The sequence below is a fragment of the Streptomyces sp. WM6386 genome (assembly GCF_000972385.1).
Taxonomy (GTDB): Bacteria; Actinomycetota; Actinomycetes; order Streptomycetales; family Streptomycetaceae; genus Streptomyces.
The window spans coordinates 21,400-38,852 of record NZ_JXTE01000099.1 but is presented as its reverse complement, the minus strand read 5'-3'; the positions used below and the strand labels follow the sequence as shown (position 1 = coordinate 38,852).

Here is a 17,453-nt window from a genome sequence, read left to right as displayed (position 1 = left end):
GCAGCGGCAGCACCTCGGAGACGGTCACCAGATCCCGCAGCGGATACCGCGCCAGCACCGCGTCCACCTCGGGCGTCAACGCCCCCGCCAGCCGCGCCGAGATGGACAGCGAATCCTGGCGCAGCGACTCCGCGGCGGCCAGCACCGACCCGCGCCCCTCGTCGTCCGGCACCCCGGCCGCCGCACGGAAGTAGAGGTCGGCGCCCTCTTCCAGCACCAGGCCGACGTCGATGCCGGCCGGGATCTTGATGCCGGCATGGTGGCGCCAGGTGGCGATCGGGCCGCTCCAGGCCTCCACGTGAAAGGTCCAGTGGCCCAGGGCGTCAGGGGTGACGTCGGCGCCCCAGCGATCGGTGCCGGGAGCCAGTTCGCGCATCGGCGTCCAGGGGCCCGGGCGGCCCTCGGGATCGGTGAGCACGACGTTGGCGGCGACCGCGTCATGGCCCTCGCGGAACACCGTGGCGGTCACCTGGAACGTTTCCCCGACGACCGCCTTGGCCGGACTCCGGCCGCCGTCGACGAGCGGCTGGACGTCCCGTACCGGGATGCGGCCGATGGTGGTGCTGGCACTCATGGGTCTCACCTCCGCCGTGCTCGAGGCCGGGCCCGTGGCCCGGCCGGGGATCGAAGCTGCGCCGGAAGTGGCTACCTTCCCGCAGGGGTCCGCCGGAGCGTCACCGGCGGACCCCGCCTGGCCGAGGCGGTCGTGCACACTTGCCCGTCCTGCTCGCGGAGATAGGAGGCGGGGTTCGTCCGCAGATAGCGCTCTGCGGCGTCCGCGGCCTCCCGCGCACAGCGCTTACCCATGAGCACGCAGAGGGTGTAGCCCGAGTCCTCGAAGGATGCCCGCGCCCCGCGATCGGCGGGGGAAGCCAGCATCACGCGTTCCCAGGCGCGGTAACGCCGCAGTTGCCGGGCGACTTCGGCCTTGGCCGGTAGCAGCATGGCGCCGTTCACCTTCCCACGGAGAGTTTCACTCATGGTGCATGGGTGACGACGCAGCGTCTTGTTGGCTCTTCAACCATCTCGATGGTCGCTCGTGTTGCACGAATGGCGTAGCACTCTCACAGTTGAGGTGACTCAGAAGCGATCACTGCTCACGCTGTGCGTTCGGGGCTCGTCCCGCCGGGGCGAGAAGGCAGCGGGAGCTTCGCCGGTGAGGAGCCAACGACGATGAAGACCGCAGTGCCCCGCTACTACCACCTCGATGTGGAAGTCACCCCGGAACGGGTCGGCCAGGTCAGCCGCATTCTGGCCGCTCACCTCCGGTACTGGGACCTCGACAACCTGGTCGAGCCTGTCTGCCGCGGTGCCGAACTGCTGCTGGAGGCCATCGACGAGCACGCGACCGACAAGTTCACCTCGATCGAGATGTGGTGGAACGGTCAGCACCTCATCACGGCCGTCGGCGACAACGACCGCGATCTGCGCCCGGACCAGGATCTGCGCGGATGTCTGGAGCACATCGCCGCGATGAGCGACGGCTGGGGCTGCTGCGCCACGGACACCGGCAGCAAGGTCATCTGGTTCTCGCAGCGCGCCCGGGCCGGCGGACGTGTCCCGCTGGTGCCGACGGCACCGGTGCCGAGCGTGCGCGAGGTGCTTCAGGTGCCCCGCGAGGAGCCGGTGGTGGGCGGCGTCCTGGAGGACGCCCGGTGACCGCAGAGCGCCGTCGCAAGGCAGGGGTGCCCGTCTGGAGCGGGCACCCCTACCCGTTGGGTGCCGACTTCGACGGGCAGGGCACCAACTTCGCGCTGTTCAGCGAGGTCGCCGAGTGCGTCGAACTCGTCCTCGTCGAGGACGACGGCAGCCATCGCAGCGTTCCCCTTGCCGAGGTCGACGGTTTCGTATGGCACTGCTACCTGCCCGGGATCGGGCCGGGGCAGCGCTACGGCTACCGCGTGCACGGGCCCTGGCAACCGGAGCTCGGCCACCGCTGCAATCCGGCGAAGCTGCTGCTCGATCCGTACAGCCGGGCGGTGGACGGGCAGGTGGACCATGATCCGGCGCTGTACGACCCGGCCGCCGACAGCGCCGGACACACCATGCTCGGTGTGGTCACCGACCCGTTCTTCGACTGGGGCGAGGACCGTCCGCCCCGACGGTCCTACGCCGACACCGTCATCTACGAGGCCCACGTCCGCGGTCTGACCCGCACCCACCCCGACGTCCCGGCCGAACTCCGCGGTACCTACGCCGGGTTGGCCCACCCCGCGGTGGTCGAGCATCTGACGTCCCTCGGTGTGACGGCGGTCGAGCTGATGCCGGTGCACCAGTTCGTGCAGGACGGTGTGCTGCAGGGCCGTGGACTGTCCAACTACTGGGGCTACAACACGATCGGCTTCTTCGCCCCGCACAACGCCTACGCCGCCCGGGGCACCCGCGGTCAGCAGGTCAACGAGTTCAAGTCGATGGTGCGGACACTGCACGCGGCCGGCCTCGAAGTGATCCTGGACGTGGTCTACAACCACACCGCCGAGGGCAACGAGAGGGGGCCGACGCTCTCCTTCCGAGGCATCGACAACGCCTCCTACTACCGACTGGTGGACGGTGACTGGGGGCACTACTACGACACCACCGGCACCGGGAACAGCCTGCTGATGCGGCATCCCTACGTCCTCCAGCTGATCATGGACTCGCTGCGTTACTGGGTCACCGAGATGCACGTCGACGGCTTCCGCTTCGACCTCGCGGCCACGCTGGCCCGGCAGTTCCACGAGGTGGACCGGCTTTCGGCGTTCTTCGACCTGATCCAGCAGGACCCGGTGATCAGCCGCGTCAAACTGATCGCGGAACCGTGGGACGTGGGCGAGGGCGGCTACCAGGTGGGCAACTTCCCGCCCCTGTGGTCGGAGTGGAACGGCAAGTACCGGGACACCGTGCGGGACTTCTGGCGCGGCGGCGAGCACACGCTCGGCGACTTCGCCTCCCGGCTTACCGGCTCGTCCGACCTCTACCAGCACAGCCGGCGCCGGCCGCGGGCCAGCGTGAACTTCGTGACCGCGCACGACGGCTTCACCCTGCGCGACCTCGTCTCGTACAACGACAAACGCAACGAGGCCAACGGCGAGGGCAACCGGGACGGCGAGAGTGTCAACCGGTCCTGGAACTGCGGGGCGGAGGGCGAGACCGACGACAAGTCCGTGCTGGAGCTGCGCGCCCGCCAGCAGCGCAACTTCCTGGCCACGCTCCTGCTCTCGCAGGGCATCCCCATGCTCTGTCACGGTGACGAACTCGGCCGCACGCAGCGCGGCAACAACAACGCCTACTGCCAGGACAACGACGTCTCCTGGATCGACTGGCGGCTCACCCATCAGCAGCGCGACCTCGCCGACTTCACGCGGTACGTCATCGGACTGCGCGCCGCCCACCCCGTACTGCGCCGCCGGCGCTTCTTCCGCGGTGAGACCGTGACGCACGCGGGGCAGCCGCTGCCCGACCTCGTGTGGTTCGCGCCGGACGCGCGCGAGATGACCGACGGGGACTGGCTCCGCTCCGACGCGCACTCCGTCGGGGTCTTCCTGAACGGTGACGCCATCGCCGAACCGGACCCCTGCGGCCGGCCCGTGCTGGACGACTCCTTCCTGCTCCTGCTCAACGGCTACTGGGAGCCGGTCGCCTTCCGGCTGCCGGAACCGGCGTACGGCGAGTGCTGGACGACCCTGATCGACACCGCGGAACCGAAGGCCGCCCCCGACGAGACGCAGCACAAGGCGGACTCGACTCTGACGGTCGAGCCCCGCAGCCTGGTCCTGCTGTCACGGCCCCCGGCGAATCCGCCGCGGACCGCCACAGGTCCGTAGGAAGGTGGCGGGCGCGCCGGCCGGGCTCAGTGCACGCGACGCGCCGTCACCGTGAACCGCGCACCGTCGGGATCGCGCAGCACGGCCTCGTCGCCGCCCTTCGACAGGACACTCCCCCCGTGCTCCTCCGCGGCCCGGGCGCAGGCACCGACGTCCGAGACGGCGAAGTGCACCTGCCAGTGCGGCCGAATGGTGGGGTCGGGAGCCGCGTCCAGCGCGCCCGACTCGATACGGGCCACGATGTCGCCCTCGCTGCGCAGCACGACCTCGCCGCCCTCGTAGTGGACCTCGCAGCAGCCGGGACGGTCCGACGCCCAGTCGAGGATCTCGCCGTAGAAGATGGCGGCGTCGAAGGCGTCGCGTGTGTGCAGTGTGATGAAGGTCGGGGCCGCGCGGCGCCATTTCCCCCAGTTGGCGACGAGCTCCCCCTCCCAGATCCCGAAGGTCGCCCCGTCCCGGTCGGCCAGCAGCGCCGCCCGCCCGGGCGGGAAGGAGAGTGGTCCGACGGCGGCGGTGCCGCCCCGTTCCTGCACCCGTGCCACGGCCTCGTCCGCGCTGCGCACGGCGAAGTACGGCGTCCACGCCACCGCCATCTGCCACATCGTGGCGACCGCGGCGATTCCGGCCACCGGCGTCTCGTCCACCACGGCCATCCGGAACCGGTCGCCGAGCTTGGCCGGGCGCCATTCCCAGCCGAGGACGGCGGTGTAGAACGCCTCGGCGGCCTCCTGGTCCCGGGTGGTCAGGCTCACCCAGCAGGGGGCGCCGAACACAGCGTGCGTGGAGACGACGTCCGTCGTGCCACCGGGTCGTCTGGTGTCATGGTTCATGGCAGTCGCGTCCTGACCTCGCCGGCCGGCAGCCACCGGTCCTCTTTCAGTGTCCAACCGGAACCGCTCCGGGCGCCTGTCGAGTACCCGGCGGACGTGGCCGAAACGAGTGGCGTGTGCCCGGTGGCACTGGGCCGGTCGAGTGAGCAGGATGGTGGCATGACCGCGGGACGGGATGACCCTGGTGGCGAGGCGAGCCGCATCTTCGAGCTGCAGGAAGAGGTCGAGCAGCTGAAGGAGGCCGTCGCCTCGCATGCCGTCGTGGATCAGGCGATCGGCATGATGGTCGCGCTCGGGCGCGTGACCCCGGACCAGGGCTGGGGCGTACTGAAGGATGTCTCCCAGCGCACCAACATCAAGCTCCGCAACGTCGCCGACCTGATCCTGATCTGGGGGCGGAACGGGGAACTGCCCCCGGAGATCCGCGCCGAGCTGGAGGAAGCCCTCGACCGCCACGGCCCGACGCAGATCCCGGAGGCACCGCCGGAGTGACTCTGCGGCATCACCGGCTCTCGGCCAGCAGCTCCTCACGGATCCGGTCGAAGCAGCCGCTGAGCAGCCGGGAGACGTGCATCTGGGAGATGCCGAGCTCCTTGGCAATGCGGCTCTGCGTCATGCCCCGGAAGAACCGCAGATAGAGAATGGTCTGCTCGCGCTCGGGCAGGGCCCGCAGACAGGGGCCCACGGCGACGCGGTCCACGACGACGTCGAAGCGGGGGTCGGGGGCGCCGAGCGCGTCCCCCAGGGCGTACCCGTCGGTGCCGGGCATCTCCGCTTCCAGCGACAGCGCCGAGAAGCACTCCAGGGCCTCCATGCCGGAACGCACCTCGTCCTCGCTGAGCTGGGCGCACTCGGCGATCTCGGCGACGGTGGGGGCCCGCCCCGCTGTGGTCTGTGACAGCTCCTTGAGGGCGGCGCGCACCCGGTTGCGCAGATCCTGGACCCGACGCGGTACGTGCAGCGTCCACATGTGATCGCGGAAGTGCCGTTTGATCTCGCCGGTCACGGTCGGCACGGCGTACGCCTCGAAGGCGTGGCCGCGCGCGGGGTCGTAGTGGTCGACGGCCTTCACCAGGCCCAGGGCGGCCACCTGGTACAGATCCTCCAGGGACTCGCCGCGGCCCTTGAAGCGGACCGCTATCCGCTCGGCCATCGGCAGCCACAGCTCGACCAGCTCGTCCCGGAGCGCCTTGCGTTCCGGGCCCTCGGGCAGGGTGGCGAGGTGTTCGAAGGAAGCGGCGGTGTCGGGGGCGTCGTCGTGCGGATGCTGCTTCGTTCTGGTGGTGACGCGCATCGCGCGCACCTCCCTCAACGGTGCTGGGTGACAGACACCATGGGAGTCACGCGCGGACCTGACGGAGGACACCGGGGACGACTCCCACGGACGTGCCTCCTGTCCGAAGCACTGACAAGCGAATTCCCGGTGAAGACGCTTCTAAACAATTCAGGATAATTCACTCGGAAAGCTGCACGGACCGAAACCCTTCGCATTCTCAGCGTGAGAGACCTTGACCGTCCCTTGGGCCCATTACCTCTGCTACAGAGGTAATCTCGGCGGCGTGGAACAGGAGACCTTCCCGGAAGAGCTCGCCGACGCGCTCGTCGGCGTCCAACGGTTGATCCGGCGCCGGTTGCGCCGCGAGATGCCCGCACCGCAGTTGCGCGGCGCCGAGGTCGAACTGCTGCGGCTGGTCGTGGACCGGCCCGGGATCGGCATCTCGGACGCCGCCAGGGAGCTGTATCTGGCGAGCAATTCGGTGTCGACGCTCGTCAACCGGCTGGCCCGGCAGGGCTACCTGGTCCGCGAGACGGACCCGACCGACCGGCGTGCCGCCCGTCTGATGCCGACTCCCGCGGCCGAGGCGCGGCTCAGCGAGTGGCGCAAGCGCCGCGCCGACCTCGTACGACACCAGGTGGCCCGGCTCGACGAGGCCGACCTGGAAACCCTCGCGGCGGCGATCCCGGTCCTGCGCCGCCTGGCCGACAACCTGGGGGAGGAAGCGTGACTCAGGACGCCGTCACCTGCACCGGTCTCGTGTACGCCTTCGGTGACCGTGGCCGAGGGCGAGGTCTTCGGGCTGCTCGGGCCCAACGGCGCCGGGAAGACCACGGCGATCCGCTGCATGACCACGCTCCTACCGGTACCGGCGGGCATGGTCCGTGTCTTCGGGCACGACACCGCCGAGGACCGGATGGCCGTACGGCGGCTGCTCGGCTACGTGCCGCAGCAACTCTCCGCCGACCAGGGCCTGACCGGCCGTGAGAACACCGCCCTGTTCGCCCGCGTCTTCGACGTGTCCCGCCACGAGCGCGCCGCCCGCGTCGCCCAGGCCCTGGACGCCGTCGACCTCACCGACGCCGCCGACCGGCTCGCCAAGACCTACTCCGGCGGCATGGTCCGCCGCCTCGAACTCGCCCAGGCACTGGTCAGCGCGCCCCGTCTGCTGATCCTCGACGAGCCGACCATCGGCCTCGACCCGATCGCCCGGACCGGTGTGTGGGAGCACATCAACGCCGTCCGCGCGGCCACCGGCATGACCGTGCTGGTCACCACCCACTACATGGACGAGGCCGACCAGTACTGCGACCGGGTCGGCCTCATGCACCGCGGCCGCATCCGTGCCCTCGGTACGTCGCAGGAGCTGCGCCGGGGACTCGGTGAGCGCCGGGGCGCCCGGGCCACGGACCCGCTGCCCACGCTGGAGGACGTCTTCCGCGACATCGCCGGCAGTGGACTCGACGACCAGTCAGGAGACTTCCGCGATGTCCGAAGCACCCGCCGCACCGCAGGCCGTGTCGGCTGACCGCATAGGTCTGCTGCTGAAGCCGCCGCAGCCCCGCGCGGGCTGGCGGCTGCTCCCTGCCCGGGTCGGCGCGATGTGCGCCGTCGAACTGCAGAAGCTGCGCCACGACCGCACCGAGCTCTACACCCGGGCCGTCCAACCCGCCCTGTGGCTGCTGATCTTCGGTCAGACCTTCACCCGGATCAAGGCGATCCCCACCGACGGCATCCCCTACATCGACTATCTGGCACCCGGCATCATCGCCCAGTCCGCGATGTTCATCGCCATCTTCTACGGCATCCAGATCATCTGGGAACGGGACGCCGGCATCCTCAACAAGCTGCTCGTCACCCCGACCCCGCGCTCGGCGCTGATCACCGGGAAGGCGTTCGCGGCCGGGGTGAAGTCCCTGGTCCAGGCCGTCGTCGTGATCCTCATCGCCGCCGTGCTCGGCGTCGCCCTGACCTGGAACCCGCTCAAACTGCTCGGTGTCGCGGCCGTCGTCGTCCTCGGATCGGCCTTCTTCTCCTGCCTGTCCATGACCATTGCCGGCATCGTCCTCAGCCGCGACCGGCTGATGGGCTTCGGCCAGGCCATCACCATGCCGCTGTTCTTCGGCTCCAACGCCCTCTACCCGCTGTCCGTCATGCCCGGCTGGCTCCAGGCCATCAGCAAGGTCAACCCGCTCAGCTATCAAGTGGACGCCCTGCGCGGCCTTCTCCTCGGCACGCCCGACCATCTCGCGCTCGACTTCGCGGTGCTGTTCGTCGCCGCCGCACTGGGCATCGCCGCGGCCTCGTCGCTGCTCGGCCGTCTCGCGCGCTGATCATGCTCATGGACGTGATGTGCGGCACGCCCGCCGGGCGCAGTGCGCCCCCTGACGGCGAGTTCTTCCTGCGCACGGCTTGATCACTGATCAAAGGGGGTGAACCCGCTGGCCACAGCGCATTCCGCTCATTTGACAGTGCACTGAGCACACAGATAGGAAGCAGCTCTCTGAGGGACAAGAGGTGGATTGTGTACGAGCCGAACGTGGTCGGGGACTGGCAGGAGTACGACGAGCATGCCGGCCTGCGTGTCCGTGTCCACGGGCTGGAAGCCTCCGAGCCACCACGCGGGCGGGACGACGCCGCCGAGGGGCTCACGTACTTCAGTGTCCGTGTGACCGTCGAGAACCGTGGCGGCCGGAACTCCACCATCCACCTGGAGGACGGCCAGATCGATGTCCGGGTCGGCCCGGACGGCGAGAGCGCGTTCATCGACTGGCGCAACTCGCAGTTCATCGAGGGCTTCGACGTCTACCCGCTGCGCCGGGTCACCGCCGTGCTGTACGCGGCCGGCCCCGAGGCGTCCCTGAGCCTGGTCGACGTGCAGATCCAGCTGCGGGTCGACGACGACTGGGCCGACCGCCGGCTGTGGGCGGGCGGCATCGGTCTGCAGGAAGGTGCCGTCCAGGCGGCGGCCGGCCGGGAGGGCCTGGCCCACCAGGTGAGCAACTTCCTGCGGGACCAGGCCGAAGAGGGCACCGCCTGACGGTCGGTGCCCGTTGCGGTGTCAGTGCGGGATGTCGCTCAGTGCGGGATGCCGTCGATGATCTCGCGGGCTCCCTGACGCAGCAGCGCCACCGCGACCGAGGTGCCCAGCGTGGCCGGGTCGAGCCGGCCCGCCCACTCGTGGGCGTTCAGCCGGGTCTTGCCGTCCGGGGTGAACACACAGGCCCGCAGGGACAGTTCGCCCCCGTGGTCCACGCGCGCGTACCCGGCGATCGGGCTGTTGCAGTGGCCCTGGAGCACATGCAGGAACATGCGTTCCGCGGTGGCCTCCCGGTGGGTGTCCGGATCGCCGAGCCCGCTGACCGCGTCGATCAGCTCGGTGTCGCCCTGACGGCACTGCAGGGCCAGGATGCCCGCGCCGATCGGCGGCATCATCGTCTCGGGGGAGAGGACCTCGCTGATCACGTCCTCGCGGCCGATGCGTTCGAGGCCGGACACCGCGAGCAGTAGCGCGTCCGCCTCCCCGGCCGCCAGCTTCGCCAGCCGCCGGTTGGCGTTGCCGCGGAACGGCACGCACTCCAACTCCGGATGGGTGGCGGCCAGTTGCGCGACCCGGCGCACCGAGGAGGTCCCGATGCGGGTACCGGCCGGAAGCTCGTCCAGGGTGAGTCCGCCCGGATGGATCAGGGCGTCGCGGATGTCGTCCCGCTTGAGGAACGCGGCGAACGTCGTCCCCGCCGGGAGCGGCCGGTCGGCGGGCACGTCCTTCACACAGTGCACCGCGAGGTCGGCCTCCCCGGCCAGCAGCGCGGCGTCGACCTCCTTGGTGAACGCGCCCTTGCCCTCGACCTTCGACAGGTCGCCCATCCACTTGTCGCCGGTCGTCTTCACCGGTACGACCTCGGTGCGCACCCCGGGGTGCAGCGCGGTCAACTCGGCGCGGACACGCTCCACTTGGGCGAGCGCCATGGGCGAGTCGCGGGAGACGATACGGATCAGTTCGGGCACGGACATGCGGGACACGATAGACCCTCACGGTCGAGCGGCCGTGCAGTACCGCGCTTCACATGCGCCAGTCGAAGGGGAAGAACTCCTCACCCGCCGCGCCTTCGCCGCCCGGCGTGCGCACCAGACAGCGATGACGCAGCAGTTCACGCCGTTCCGCCGGGGACAGCCCGCGGGCGGTCCAGTCCTCGGCGTCGACGTTCTCGCGCCCGCAGGCGTTGACCTCGTCACCGGACGCGGTTCTCAGATCCACCCGGAAGTCCGTGCGCCACTGGGAGTTGGACCCCCAGCCCTGCGACAGGTCCACGGTGGGCCGGTGCCGGCGCAGATAGGTCCAGTAGAGCGGGGAACGGTCCGCCACGCCGCGCTCGGCGTGCCGGACGCCCGCGCGCACCCGCACCCCGGCCCGGGAGAACAGCAGGGAGTCGAACCACAGTCCGGGCCACACGACCTCGGTGATCCGCACCGGCTCGTCCGGGTCCTGCGCCTGTTCGACCTCGACGATCTCGTGCAGGAACGGGTCGAAGACGTCGCTCTCCTGGAACGGTGTCAGGCCCAGGCCGGTGAAGAGCCGGAGGTACTCGGTCCTCGACACGGCGGGCCAGACGCCGGCGTGCTCACCGGCCGGCTGGAACCCGGTCAGCAGGACATCGCTGACCCGGCTGAGCGCGTACAGCTCCCACAGCAGGTCGCCGCAGCGCTCGTCCGGTCCCTCCACCGCCGTCGCGACCAGCAGCTCCACGCCCGTGGTGAGCGCCTCGCGGTAGGCGAGCCGGGACCGGGCGAGCCAGGGTTCCAACACGGTGGTGCACACGTCCGCACCGTCGTGGTCGCGCAACGCCTGGAACAGCATGCGTGCGTTGACCCAGGCCTCCTCTTCGTCCATGCGCGCACCCTAGCGACGGCCGGGAGCGGTGATCCACACGTTTACCCGACGAGCGGAACACTCATCTCGACCGAGCGCAGTGCCGCGGCCAGCGCCGGCTCGTCGCCGACGTCCAGCGCCGTGTCGGTCAACTTGATGACGTGCTCGTCGCCGTGGACGAGGGCACGCTCCATGACCTCCTCGGCGGTGAGCCGGGCAGGCGGCGTGTAGGCGACCGGCTCCGCGGGCGCGTACATCGCGGTGACCGCCGCGGACGCGCTCCAGGCCGCGTGCAGGCTCGGCGCCCACAGCTCCCGGGGCAGCGAATCCAGGGTGCGCAGCACGGCGTTGGGCGCGGTGGCGGCGTGCACGAGCATGGTGGGCTCGCCGTGGCCGTGGGTGGCGTAGCGGTGGGTGGCGGCGTGGACGAGTTCGGTCAGTCGTGCGCGGGCCGTGTCCGGGTCGGTCACCTCGTCCGCCCATGCGGGCAGTCGGTGTACGGCGGCGAGGCGTTTGCGGAACCCCATGTGGCCCGGCTCGATCGGGGGTACGGCGTCCAGGGCCTGCATTGCGGTCGTCGCGCCCGGCAGCACGGCGACCCCGGTCACCGGCTGGTGCCGGGCCGCCCAGTAGCCCAGGGCGTGGGCGAGTTCGGTGGTCCGGGGCGCGTTCGCACCGGTTTCCAGGGCGCGTACGGCATGGCCGACCCGTATGACGGTGTGGGTGGCGCCGCCGTAGAGGCCGGGCAGCAGGCGCGGCCACCACTCGGCGAGGACGTCCCGCCAGGGGCGCTCGGCCAGGGTGCGGGAGAAATGGTCGGTCCAGTCCGCGATCCGGCGTGGATCGCCCAGCGCCTCGGGCCAGTTGTCGTCGGTGACGGGGGCCACGCGGTCGGGGAAGTCCTCCAGTTTGTCCCGGTAGAGGTCTACCCAGTGGTGCACCGCCCCCGCCTGTCCGTGGGCGGCGAGCGCCTCGACGACCATGGGGGCGTGGTTGGACAGCCAGCCGTCGCGTTCGGGGCCGGAGGCGTGGAGGCGTTCCAGGGCTTCTTCGAGCTGTCCGCTCGTGTCGCTGTCGTCCATGAGCTGGACGTTATGCCGTGCACGCGGGTGCCGGGATCGGGCGCGGGACGGAAGCCGCGGGGTGCACGGGTCCTAGGTCCCGCGCCCGATGCGCGCCGGGTCAGGCGTTGGGGTCGAACGAGATCCCCGACGGCTTGGCCTTCGACAGGTCGGAGGCGAAGTTCGCGTCCTTCAGGGCGAAGTTGGCGCTGCCGAAGTTGTACGCGACCAGCTTGTCGCGGACGCCTGACGGGTAGCCGTTCCAGCCGACCAGCGGCGGGTACTGCCAGGTGCCCTTGGCGTTCTCCGGCGGCTCGTCATTGGAGTTGGCCAGCCGGAAGGCGTGGGTGCCTGCGCCGTCCTTGTGGTAGACGATCTTCGCGTGGGTGCCGTCGAAGCGGACGCCGGAGGGCGCGGTCGTCGTGTACGCGCCGTGGGCGGACGTCGAGACGTACTGGATGGTGCCGTTCTGCACCCAGATCACGACGTGCTCCCAGTCGTTCCGGTGCCCGCCGATGCTGCTGTTCGCCAGGGCCTGGTCCTTCTCGAAGTACAGGCCGTACATGTAGGCGCACCAGCCGTTGTTGCACTTGTAGCGCGAGTACGAGTTGGTGTTGTTCAGGTCCGAGAGGTCGTGGCACTCGCCGCTGAGCGAACCCGTCGGGTTCAGACCGCCGTTGACCGTGCCGTCGGGGCCGATCGCGGGTGTGGGGTAGCAGCCGTCGGTGTCGTAGTCGAAGGCCGGTTGGTAGGTGTACTCGGCCGACTCGGCGTTGGCCGGCAGGGCCGTGGGCGGGGCGGCGAAGGCGGCGCTGGGGAAGGCGACGACCAGGGCGGCGGCGCCGGCCAGGCCGGTGAACCATCTCGCGCGATGCTTCTTGAACGACGGAGACGACACTGCGTCCTCCTCATGTTCCGGGCGCAGCCCAACGGCTGTGGGGGAATGGGAGGTTCAGCTTCCCGACTTTTCATGTCCGCGCCAAGGTGTCGTAAGCGACTCTCTGGTGACGACCGTCCGAACAGTGGGATCTTGTTCGGGATGTCAGACAAGGTCGTCCGGAAGGTCGGCTGCCGACTCCTCCGGTGCGAGGTCCGGGCGAAGCCGCAGCCAGGACGGCTGGCGCAGCAGTCCCGCCCGGGTGCGGGTGCTGTAGCGGACCTCGCCGACCAGTCGGGGCAGGACCCAGTGCGCGCCCGCGACCGGCGGCGGGGTGTCGAAGGGGCACACGTCCGTCGCCGCGGCCCCGAGGAGGGCGGCGAGTTGGGTCCGTTCGCTCTCGCTCCAGCCGGTGCCCACGCTGCCGACGTACCGAAGGCGTCCGGCGGTGCGCTGTCCTACCAGCACGGCGCCCGGCAGGCCCGTGAGCCGTCCCTTGCCGGGCAGCCAGCCGCCGACGAGGACGTCCTCGCTGCGCATGTTGCGGATCTTGATCCAGGCGCGGGAGCGCACCCCGGGCTCGTACACCGAGTCGAGCCGCTTGCAGACCAGGCCTTCGAGGCAGTGGTCGCGGGTGGCCTCCAGCGCCTGTCGACCGTGTCCGACGATGGCGCCCGGAGTCGACCAGAAGGGTCCGTCCAGGCCCAGCTCCTCGAGCTGTCCACGCCGTCGGACATAGGGGAGTGCGGTCAGGGACTGCCCTGCCAGATGCATCACGTCGAACAGCACCAGATGGACGGGTACTTCGGCGGCCTTCCGCGCGGCCTTGCCCGGGGCGTGGGCCAGCCCCATGCGGGACTGGAGCAACTGGAAGTCGGCACGCCCCTCTTCGTCGAGCGCCAGGATCTCGCCGTCCAGCACGGCGGGCAGTGTGCCGAGCGTGGCGCCGAGTGCCCCCAGTTCGGGATAGGCGGCGGTGATGTCCTCCCCGGAACGGGCGCGCAGCACCACGCTTCCGTCTCCGACGAGGTACACCACGACGCGCTGGCCGTCCTGCTTGGTCTCATAGGCCCAGTGCGCGTCCTGGGTGGTCGACGGCAGGGTGCCGGAGGTGGCGAGCATGGGCGGGATCAGGGGGAGGTTCACGGGTCAGTTGTCGACGGGCCCCGGTGTCGGCACGCGCGCGTGCGGGTGGTTTCGCCTGAACGGCGGTGTCCCGGGCGAGGGGAGGGCCGCCTCGAGGGCTGCTCCAGTCCGATGGTCCGGTCGGATCGTTAGATGATCCCGCCGTTGGCCCGCAGCACCTGCCCGTTGACCCAGCGCCCGCCCGGACCGACCAGGAAGGAGACCACGGAGGCGATGTCCTGGGGTGTTCCGAGGCGCTCCAGCGGCGGCTGGGCGGCCAGCCGGGCGACGGTCTCCTCGTCCTTGCCGTCGAGGAAGAGGTCGGTGGCGGTCGGGCCGGGCGCGACCACGTTGACGGTGACGTCACGGCCCCGCAGCTCCCGGGCGAGGACCAGCGTCAGGGCCTCGACCGCCCCCTTGCTCGCGGCGTACGCGCCGTAGGTCGGGAAGGCGAGGCCGACGACGGAGCTGGAGAAGTTCACCAGCGCTCCGCCCGGACGCAGTCGGCGAGCGGCCTGCTGGCCGACGGCGAACGTGCCGCGGATGTTGGTGCGGTACAGGGCGTCGAGCTCGTCGAGATCGAGCTCCGCGACGGGTGCCAGCAGCATCCGCCCCGCCGCGTGCACCACGGCGTCCACCCCGCCGTACGTCGCCTCCGCCAGGTCGAACAGGGCGGCCACCTCGGCCTCGTCGCCGACGTCCGCGCGGACGGCGACGGCGGAGCCCCCGGTGGCCTCGATGCCGCCCGCGACCTCGTCGGCCGCGTCCTTGTTGCCCGCGTATCCCACGAGGACGGCGAACCCGTCGGCGGCCAGCTGCTGGGCGACCTGGCGTCCGATGCCGCGCGATCCTCCGGTGACGATCGCGACGCGCTGCTGTGTGGTCATGTCCGCTCCTTGTGTTAACGACGCTACGTGCATCACGTAACGACGATAACATGGGTCCGTAGCGTTGGTACTCCCCGGCTCGTATCGGCGCTACGAATGTCGTACCGTGCAGGCATGGACGCGAGGGAAAAGATCCTGGAAGCCGCCGCGGAACTGCTGGCCACGGCCCCGGCCGCCGAAGTCTCCACGCGTGCCGTGTGCGAGGCGGCCGGTGTGGGCGCGCCGATGCTCTACCGGCTGTTCGGCGACAAGGCCGGGCTGCTCGCCGCCGTGGTGGACCGGGGATTCGAGCAGTACCTCGCCTCCAAGCGTGCGGCCCGGCCCGGCGAGGACCCCGTCGCGGACCTGAAGAGCGGCTGGGACAACCACATGCGGTTCGCGCTGGAGCACCCCCACCACTACCGCCTGATGTACTCGCCCGAGCTGACGGTCCCGCCCGCCGCCGTGAGCGAGGCCCACGCCCTGCTGCACGCCATCCTCGAACGCTGCGCGGCGGCCGGCCGGCTCACCGTCCCGCCCGTCCTCGCCACGCAGATCATCATGTCCGCCAATGTCGGCGCGGCCCTGTCGATGCTCACCAGACCGGAGCAGTACCCGGATCCCGGATTCTCGGCCCGCTCGCGGGACGCGGTGATCGACTCCCTGACGCGCCCGGCCGGACCCGCACAGGGGGACGGAGTTCCCGTCGCGGCCGCCACCCTCGCGGCCCGGCTGCGCGCGGAGCCGCACGCGTCCTTCACTCCGGCCGAGTCCGGCCTGTTGCAGCAGTGGCTGGAGACACTCGCCGGGAACTGACTTCTCAGGGCGCCTGGACGAGGCCCGACTGGTAGGCGATGACCACGAGTTGCGCGCGGTCCCGGGCGCCCAGCTTCGTCATGGCGCGGTGCACATGCGTGCGAACCGTCAGCGGGCTCACGAAGAGCTTCTGAGCGATCTCCTCGTTGGAGTGCCCCTCGGCCACCCACGCCATCACCTCACGCTCACGCGCGGTCAGCGCCACGAGGTCCCCCGGCACCGCGAGGCGGCCGCCCCGCGCGGGCGCGGCCAGGAAGCGGGCGATCACCGTGCGCGTGGCGACGGGGGACAGCAGGGACTCGCCCGAGGCCACGGTCCGTACCCCGGCCAGCAGCACGTCGGCCGTGACGTCCTTGCCGAGGAACCCGCTCGCCCCGGCCCGCAGCGCCCGGGCGACGTACTCGTCGATCTCGAACGTGGTCAGGATCAGCACCCGGGTGTCGGCCAGGTCCGGGTCGGCGCAGATGGCGGCCGTGGCGGCCAGGCCGTCGGTGCCCGGCATCCGGATGTCCATCAGGACGAGGTCCGGCCGGTGCACACGGGCGAGGGAGACGGCCTCGGAGCCGTCGGCCGCCTCGGCGACCACCTCCATGTCCTCGCAGGAGTCGATCAGGATCCGGAAGGTGGCCCGCAGCAGGGCCTGGTCGTCGGCGAGCAGTACGCGGATGGTCATGGGTTCCGTTCTTCCGGGTCCGGGGCGATGGGGTACAGCGGCAGCCGGGTCGTCACCTCGAAGCCGCCCCCGACGCGGTGCCCGGCCCTGAGCGCGCCGCCCATGGACCGGGCCCGCTCCCGCATGCCGATCAGACCGAAGCCCTGCCCCGGTTCCGTGGCGGCGGTCGAGGTGCCGTCGTCGGTGACGGTGATCGTCAGATGGTCGGTGGCGTACCCGAGGCGCACATACGCCATCTCGGCCGCGGCGTGTTTGGTCACGTTGGTCAGTGCCTCCTGCACGATGCGGTACGCCGTCAGGTCCACGCCCGGCGACAGCGGCCGGGGTGTGCCCTCGGTGTCGACCCGGACGCAAAGCCCCGCCGCTTCGAACGCGGCCGTCAGCTCGTCGAGCTGGGCGATGCCCGGGCTGGGGGCGAGGGGCGCGCCGGGGTCGTCCCGCTGGCGCAGCAGACCCACGGTTGCCTTCGTCTCGCGCAGCGCCGCCGACGTCGTACCGGCGAGCTCGGCGAGGATCCGGTGCACCTGATCGGGGTGGGTGCGTGACAGGTGGGCCGCCGTGCCCGCCTGGGCGTTGGCCAGGGCCAGATGATGGGCGACGACGTCGTGCAGCTCCCGGGCGATGCGCATGCGCTCCTCGGCCACCCGGTGCCGGGCCTCCTCCTCCCGGCTGTGTTCGGCGTACTCGGCGCGGGCCTGCACGGCCTCCACATAGGCGCCGCGCAGCCGGACCGCGTTGCCGGTGGCGACCGGGAGCAGCAGCCAGGCGGCGGGGCCGAGCGTGGTCACGGGCCATGGATGATCGACGGGATCCGCCACGTAGGCCGTCGTGATCAGCAGCGCGAGGGCGACGAGGAACGCGAACCGTGCGGCCCGGCGGTCAGTGTGCACGGCCAGCCGGTACAGCGCCAGCATGAGCGGGGCCATCAGGAGCGGTGTGAGCAGCATGCCCAGCGCGGATGCGGCGGCGGTGCACACCGTCGTCACCATGGCGACGGTCCGGGGGTGGGTGCGCTGCCAGAAGAGGGAGCCGCAGGCGACGGTGGCCAGGGCGATCGTGGGGCCCACCGCGTCCGGCTGCTTCACCTGCGGGAAGTTGATCTCGCTGCCGAACAGGAAGCACGCGAACAGCAGCGCGGCCGTCATCGTGTCGACGGTGCGGGCGTGGTCGTCCGCGTATCGCTGCCAGGGGATGCTCATCGCCGCTCTCCGGTCGGTGCCTGAGGACTCGGTCGGGCCGCCTCCCGCTTGTCCGGC

General features: G+C 70.8%; 19 protein-coding genes and 1 pseudogene. 8 read left to right on the top strand and 12 right to left on the bottom strand.

Annotated elements, in window-relative coordinates:
• Both TN53_RS37425 and TN53_RS37420 read right to left on the bottom strand, forming a co-directional pair.
• A partial coding sequence (locus TN53_RS37425) for a maltotransferase domain-containing protein (RefSeq protein WP_046263296.1) occupies positions 1–574 on the bottom strand: 574 nt, incomplete at its 3' end.
• A gap of 71 nt (positions 575–645) precedes the next feature.
• Positions 646–945 carry a DUF5133 domain-containing protein gene (locus tag TN53_RS37420; protein ID WP_046263295.1) on the bottom strand — a complete coding sequence of 100 codons (300 nt, stop codon included), beginning with the start codon at positions 943–945 and terminating at the stop codon, positions 646–648.
• A 228-nt stretch (positions 946–1,173) separates the two neighbouring features.
• On the opposite strand from TN53_RS37420, the gene TN53_RS37415 reads away from it, so the two are divergent.
• Positions 1,174–1,659, top strand: coding sequence for a hypothetical protein (locus TN53_RS37415; RefSeq protein WP_046263294.1), 486 nt, complete (start codon positions 1,174–1,176; stop codon positions 1,657–1,659).
• 26 nt (positions 1,660–1,685) lie between these two features.
• Entirely contained in the window at positions 1,686–3,803 is a 2,118-nt protein-coding gene (gene glgX / locus TN53_RS37410; protein WP_046263299.1) for a glycogen debranching protein GlgX, read from the top strand.
• 26 nt (positions 3,804–3,829) lie between these two features.
• On the opposite strand, the gene TN53_RS37405 is transcribed toward glgX, so the two are convergent.
• Positions 3,830–4,633, bottom strand: a complete 804-nt coding sequence (locus TN53_RS37405; RefSeq protein ID WP_046263293.1) for a VOC family protein — start codon at positions 4,631–4,633, stop codon at positions 3,830–3,832.
• A gap of 159 nt (positions 4,634–4,792) precedes the next feature.
• On the opposite strand from TN53_RS37405, the gene TN53_RS37400 reads away from it, so the two are divergent.
• Positions 4,793–5,125 carry an ANTAR domain-containing protein gene (locus TN53_RS37400; RefSeq protein WP_046263292.1) on the top strand — a complete coding sequence of 111 codons (333 nt, stop codon included), beginning with the start codon at positions 4,793–4,795 and terminating at the stop codon, positions 5,123–5,125.
• Positions 5,126–5,135: 10 nt separating this feature from the next.
• Here TN53_RS37400 and TN53_RS37395 read toward each other — a convergent pair whose 3' ends face one another.
• Positions 5,136–5,927, bottom strand: coding sequence for a SigB/SigF/SigG family RNA polymerase sigma factor (locus TN53_RS37395; protein ID WP_046263291.1), 792 nt, complete (start codon positions 5,925–5,927; stop codon positions 5,136–5,138).
• A gap of 265 nt (positions 5,928–6,192) precedes the next feature.
• On the opposite strand from TN53_RS37395, the gene TN53_RS37390 reads away from it, so the two are divergent.
• From TN53_RS37390 to TN53_RS37375, 4 genes and pseudogenes are all read left to right on the top strand, one after another.
• On the top strand, positions 6,193–6,639 hold the full coding sequence (locus TN53_RS37390) for a MarR family winged helix-turn-helix transcriptional regulator (protein WP_046263290.1): 447 nt from the start codon (positions 6,193–6,195) through the stop codon (positions 6,637–6,639).
• A pseudogene (locus TN53_RS37385) lies at positions 6,636–7,437 on the top strand (ABC transporter ATP-binding protein). Before TN53_RS37390 ends, TN53_RS37385 begins: the two are co-directional and overlap by 4 nt.
• On the top strand, positions 7,397–8,242 hold the full coding sequence (locus TN53_RS37380) for an ABC transporter permease (protein ID WP_046263289.1): 846 nt from the start codon (positions 7,397–7,399) through the stop codon (positions 8,240–8,242). Before TN53_RS37385 ends, TN53_RS37380 begins: the two are co-directional and overlap by 41 nt.
• A gap of 191 nt (positions 8,243–8,433) precedes the next feature.
• Positions 8,434–8,949, top strand: coding sequence for a hypothetical protein (locus TN53_RS37375; protein ID WP_046263288.1), 516 nt, complete (start codon positions 8,434–8,436; stop codon positions 8,947–8,949).
• A gap of 38 nt (positions 8,950–8,987) precedes the next feature.
• Here the strand turns inward: TN53_RS37375 and hemC are convergent, their stop codons facing one another.
• From hemC to TN53_RS37345, 6 genes are all read right to left on the bottom strand, one after another.
• On the bottom strand, positions 8,988–9,923 hold the full coding sequence (gene hemC, locus TN53_RS37370; protein WP_046263287.1) for a hydroxymethylbilane synthase: 936 nt from the start codon (positions 9,921–9,923) through the stop codon (positions 8,988–8,990).
• 49 nt (positions 9,924–9,972) lie between these two features.
• Positions 9,973–10,800: a hypothetical protein gene (locus TN53_RS37365; protein ID WP_046263286.1), complete on the bottom strand. Its 828-nt coding sequence runs from the start codon at positions 10,798–10,800 to the stop codon at positions 9,973–9,975.
• A gap of 41 nt (positions 10,801–10,841) precedes the next feature.
• The gene (locus TN53_RS37360; protein ID WP_046263285.1) at positions 10,842–11,861 is read right to left on the bottom strand and encodes a questin oxidase family protein; all 1,020 of its coding nucleotides are present in this window, start codon (positions 11,859–11,861) and stop codon (positions 10,842–10,844) included.
• A gap of 100 nt (positions 11,862–11,961) precedes the next feature.
• Positions 11,962–12,738: an NPP1 family protein gene (locus TN53_RS37355; protein WP_046263284.1), complete on the bottom strand. Its 777-nt coding sequence runs from the start codon at positions 12,736–12,738 to the stop codon at positions 11,962–11,964.
• Positions 12,739–12,882: 144 nt separating this feature from the next.
• On the bottom strand, positions 12,883–13,863 hold the full coding sequence (locus TN53_RS37350; RefSeq protein ID WP_046263283.1) for an ATP-dependent DNA ligase: 981 nt from the start codon (positions 13,861–13,863) through the stop codon (positions 12,883–12,885).
• Between the two features lie 128 nt (positions 13,864–13,991).
• Complete coding sequence (locus TN53_RS37345) at positions 13,992–14,729, bottom strand: SDR family oxidoreductase (RefSeq protein WP_046263282.1); 738 nt, start codon at positions 14,727–14,729, stop codon at positions 13,992–13,994.
• A gap of 114 nt (positions 14,730–14,843) precedes the next feature.
• On the opposite strand from TN53_RS37345, the gene TN53_RS37340 reads away from it, so the two are divergent.
• Positions 14,844–15,524 carry a TetR/AcrR family transcriptional regulator gene (locus tag TN53_RS37340; RefSeq protein ID WP_046263281.1) on the top strand — a complete coding sequence of 227 codons (681 nt, stop codon included), beginning with the start codon at positions 14,844–14,846 and terminating at the stop codon, positions 15,522–15,524.
• Between the two features lie 4 nt (positions 15,525–15,528).
• Here the strand turns inward: TN53_RS37340 and TN53_RS37335 are convergent, their stop codons facing one another.
• Together TN53_RS37335 and TN53_RS37330 are read right to left on the bottom strand one after the other, a co-directional pair.
• Positions 15,529–16,197: a response regulator gene (locus tag TN53_RS37335; RefSeq protein ID WP_046263280.1), complete on the bottom strand. Its 669-nt coding sequence runs from the start codon at positions 16,195–16,197 to the stop codon at positions 15,529–15,531.
• Complete coding sequence (locus TN53_RS37330) at positions 16,194–17,396, bottom strand: sensor histidine kinase (RefSeq protein ID WP_046263279.1); 1,203 nt, start codon at positions 17,394–17,396, stop codon at positions 16,194–16,196. The genes TN53_RS37335 and TN53_RS37330 overlap by 4 nt, the downstream gene beginning before the upstream one ends.
• Positions 17,397–17,453 lie beyond the last annotated feature (57 nt).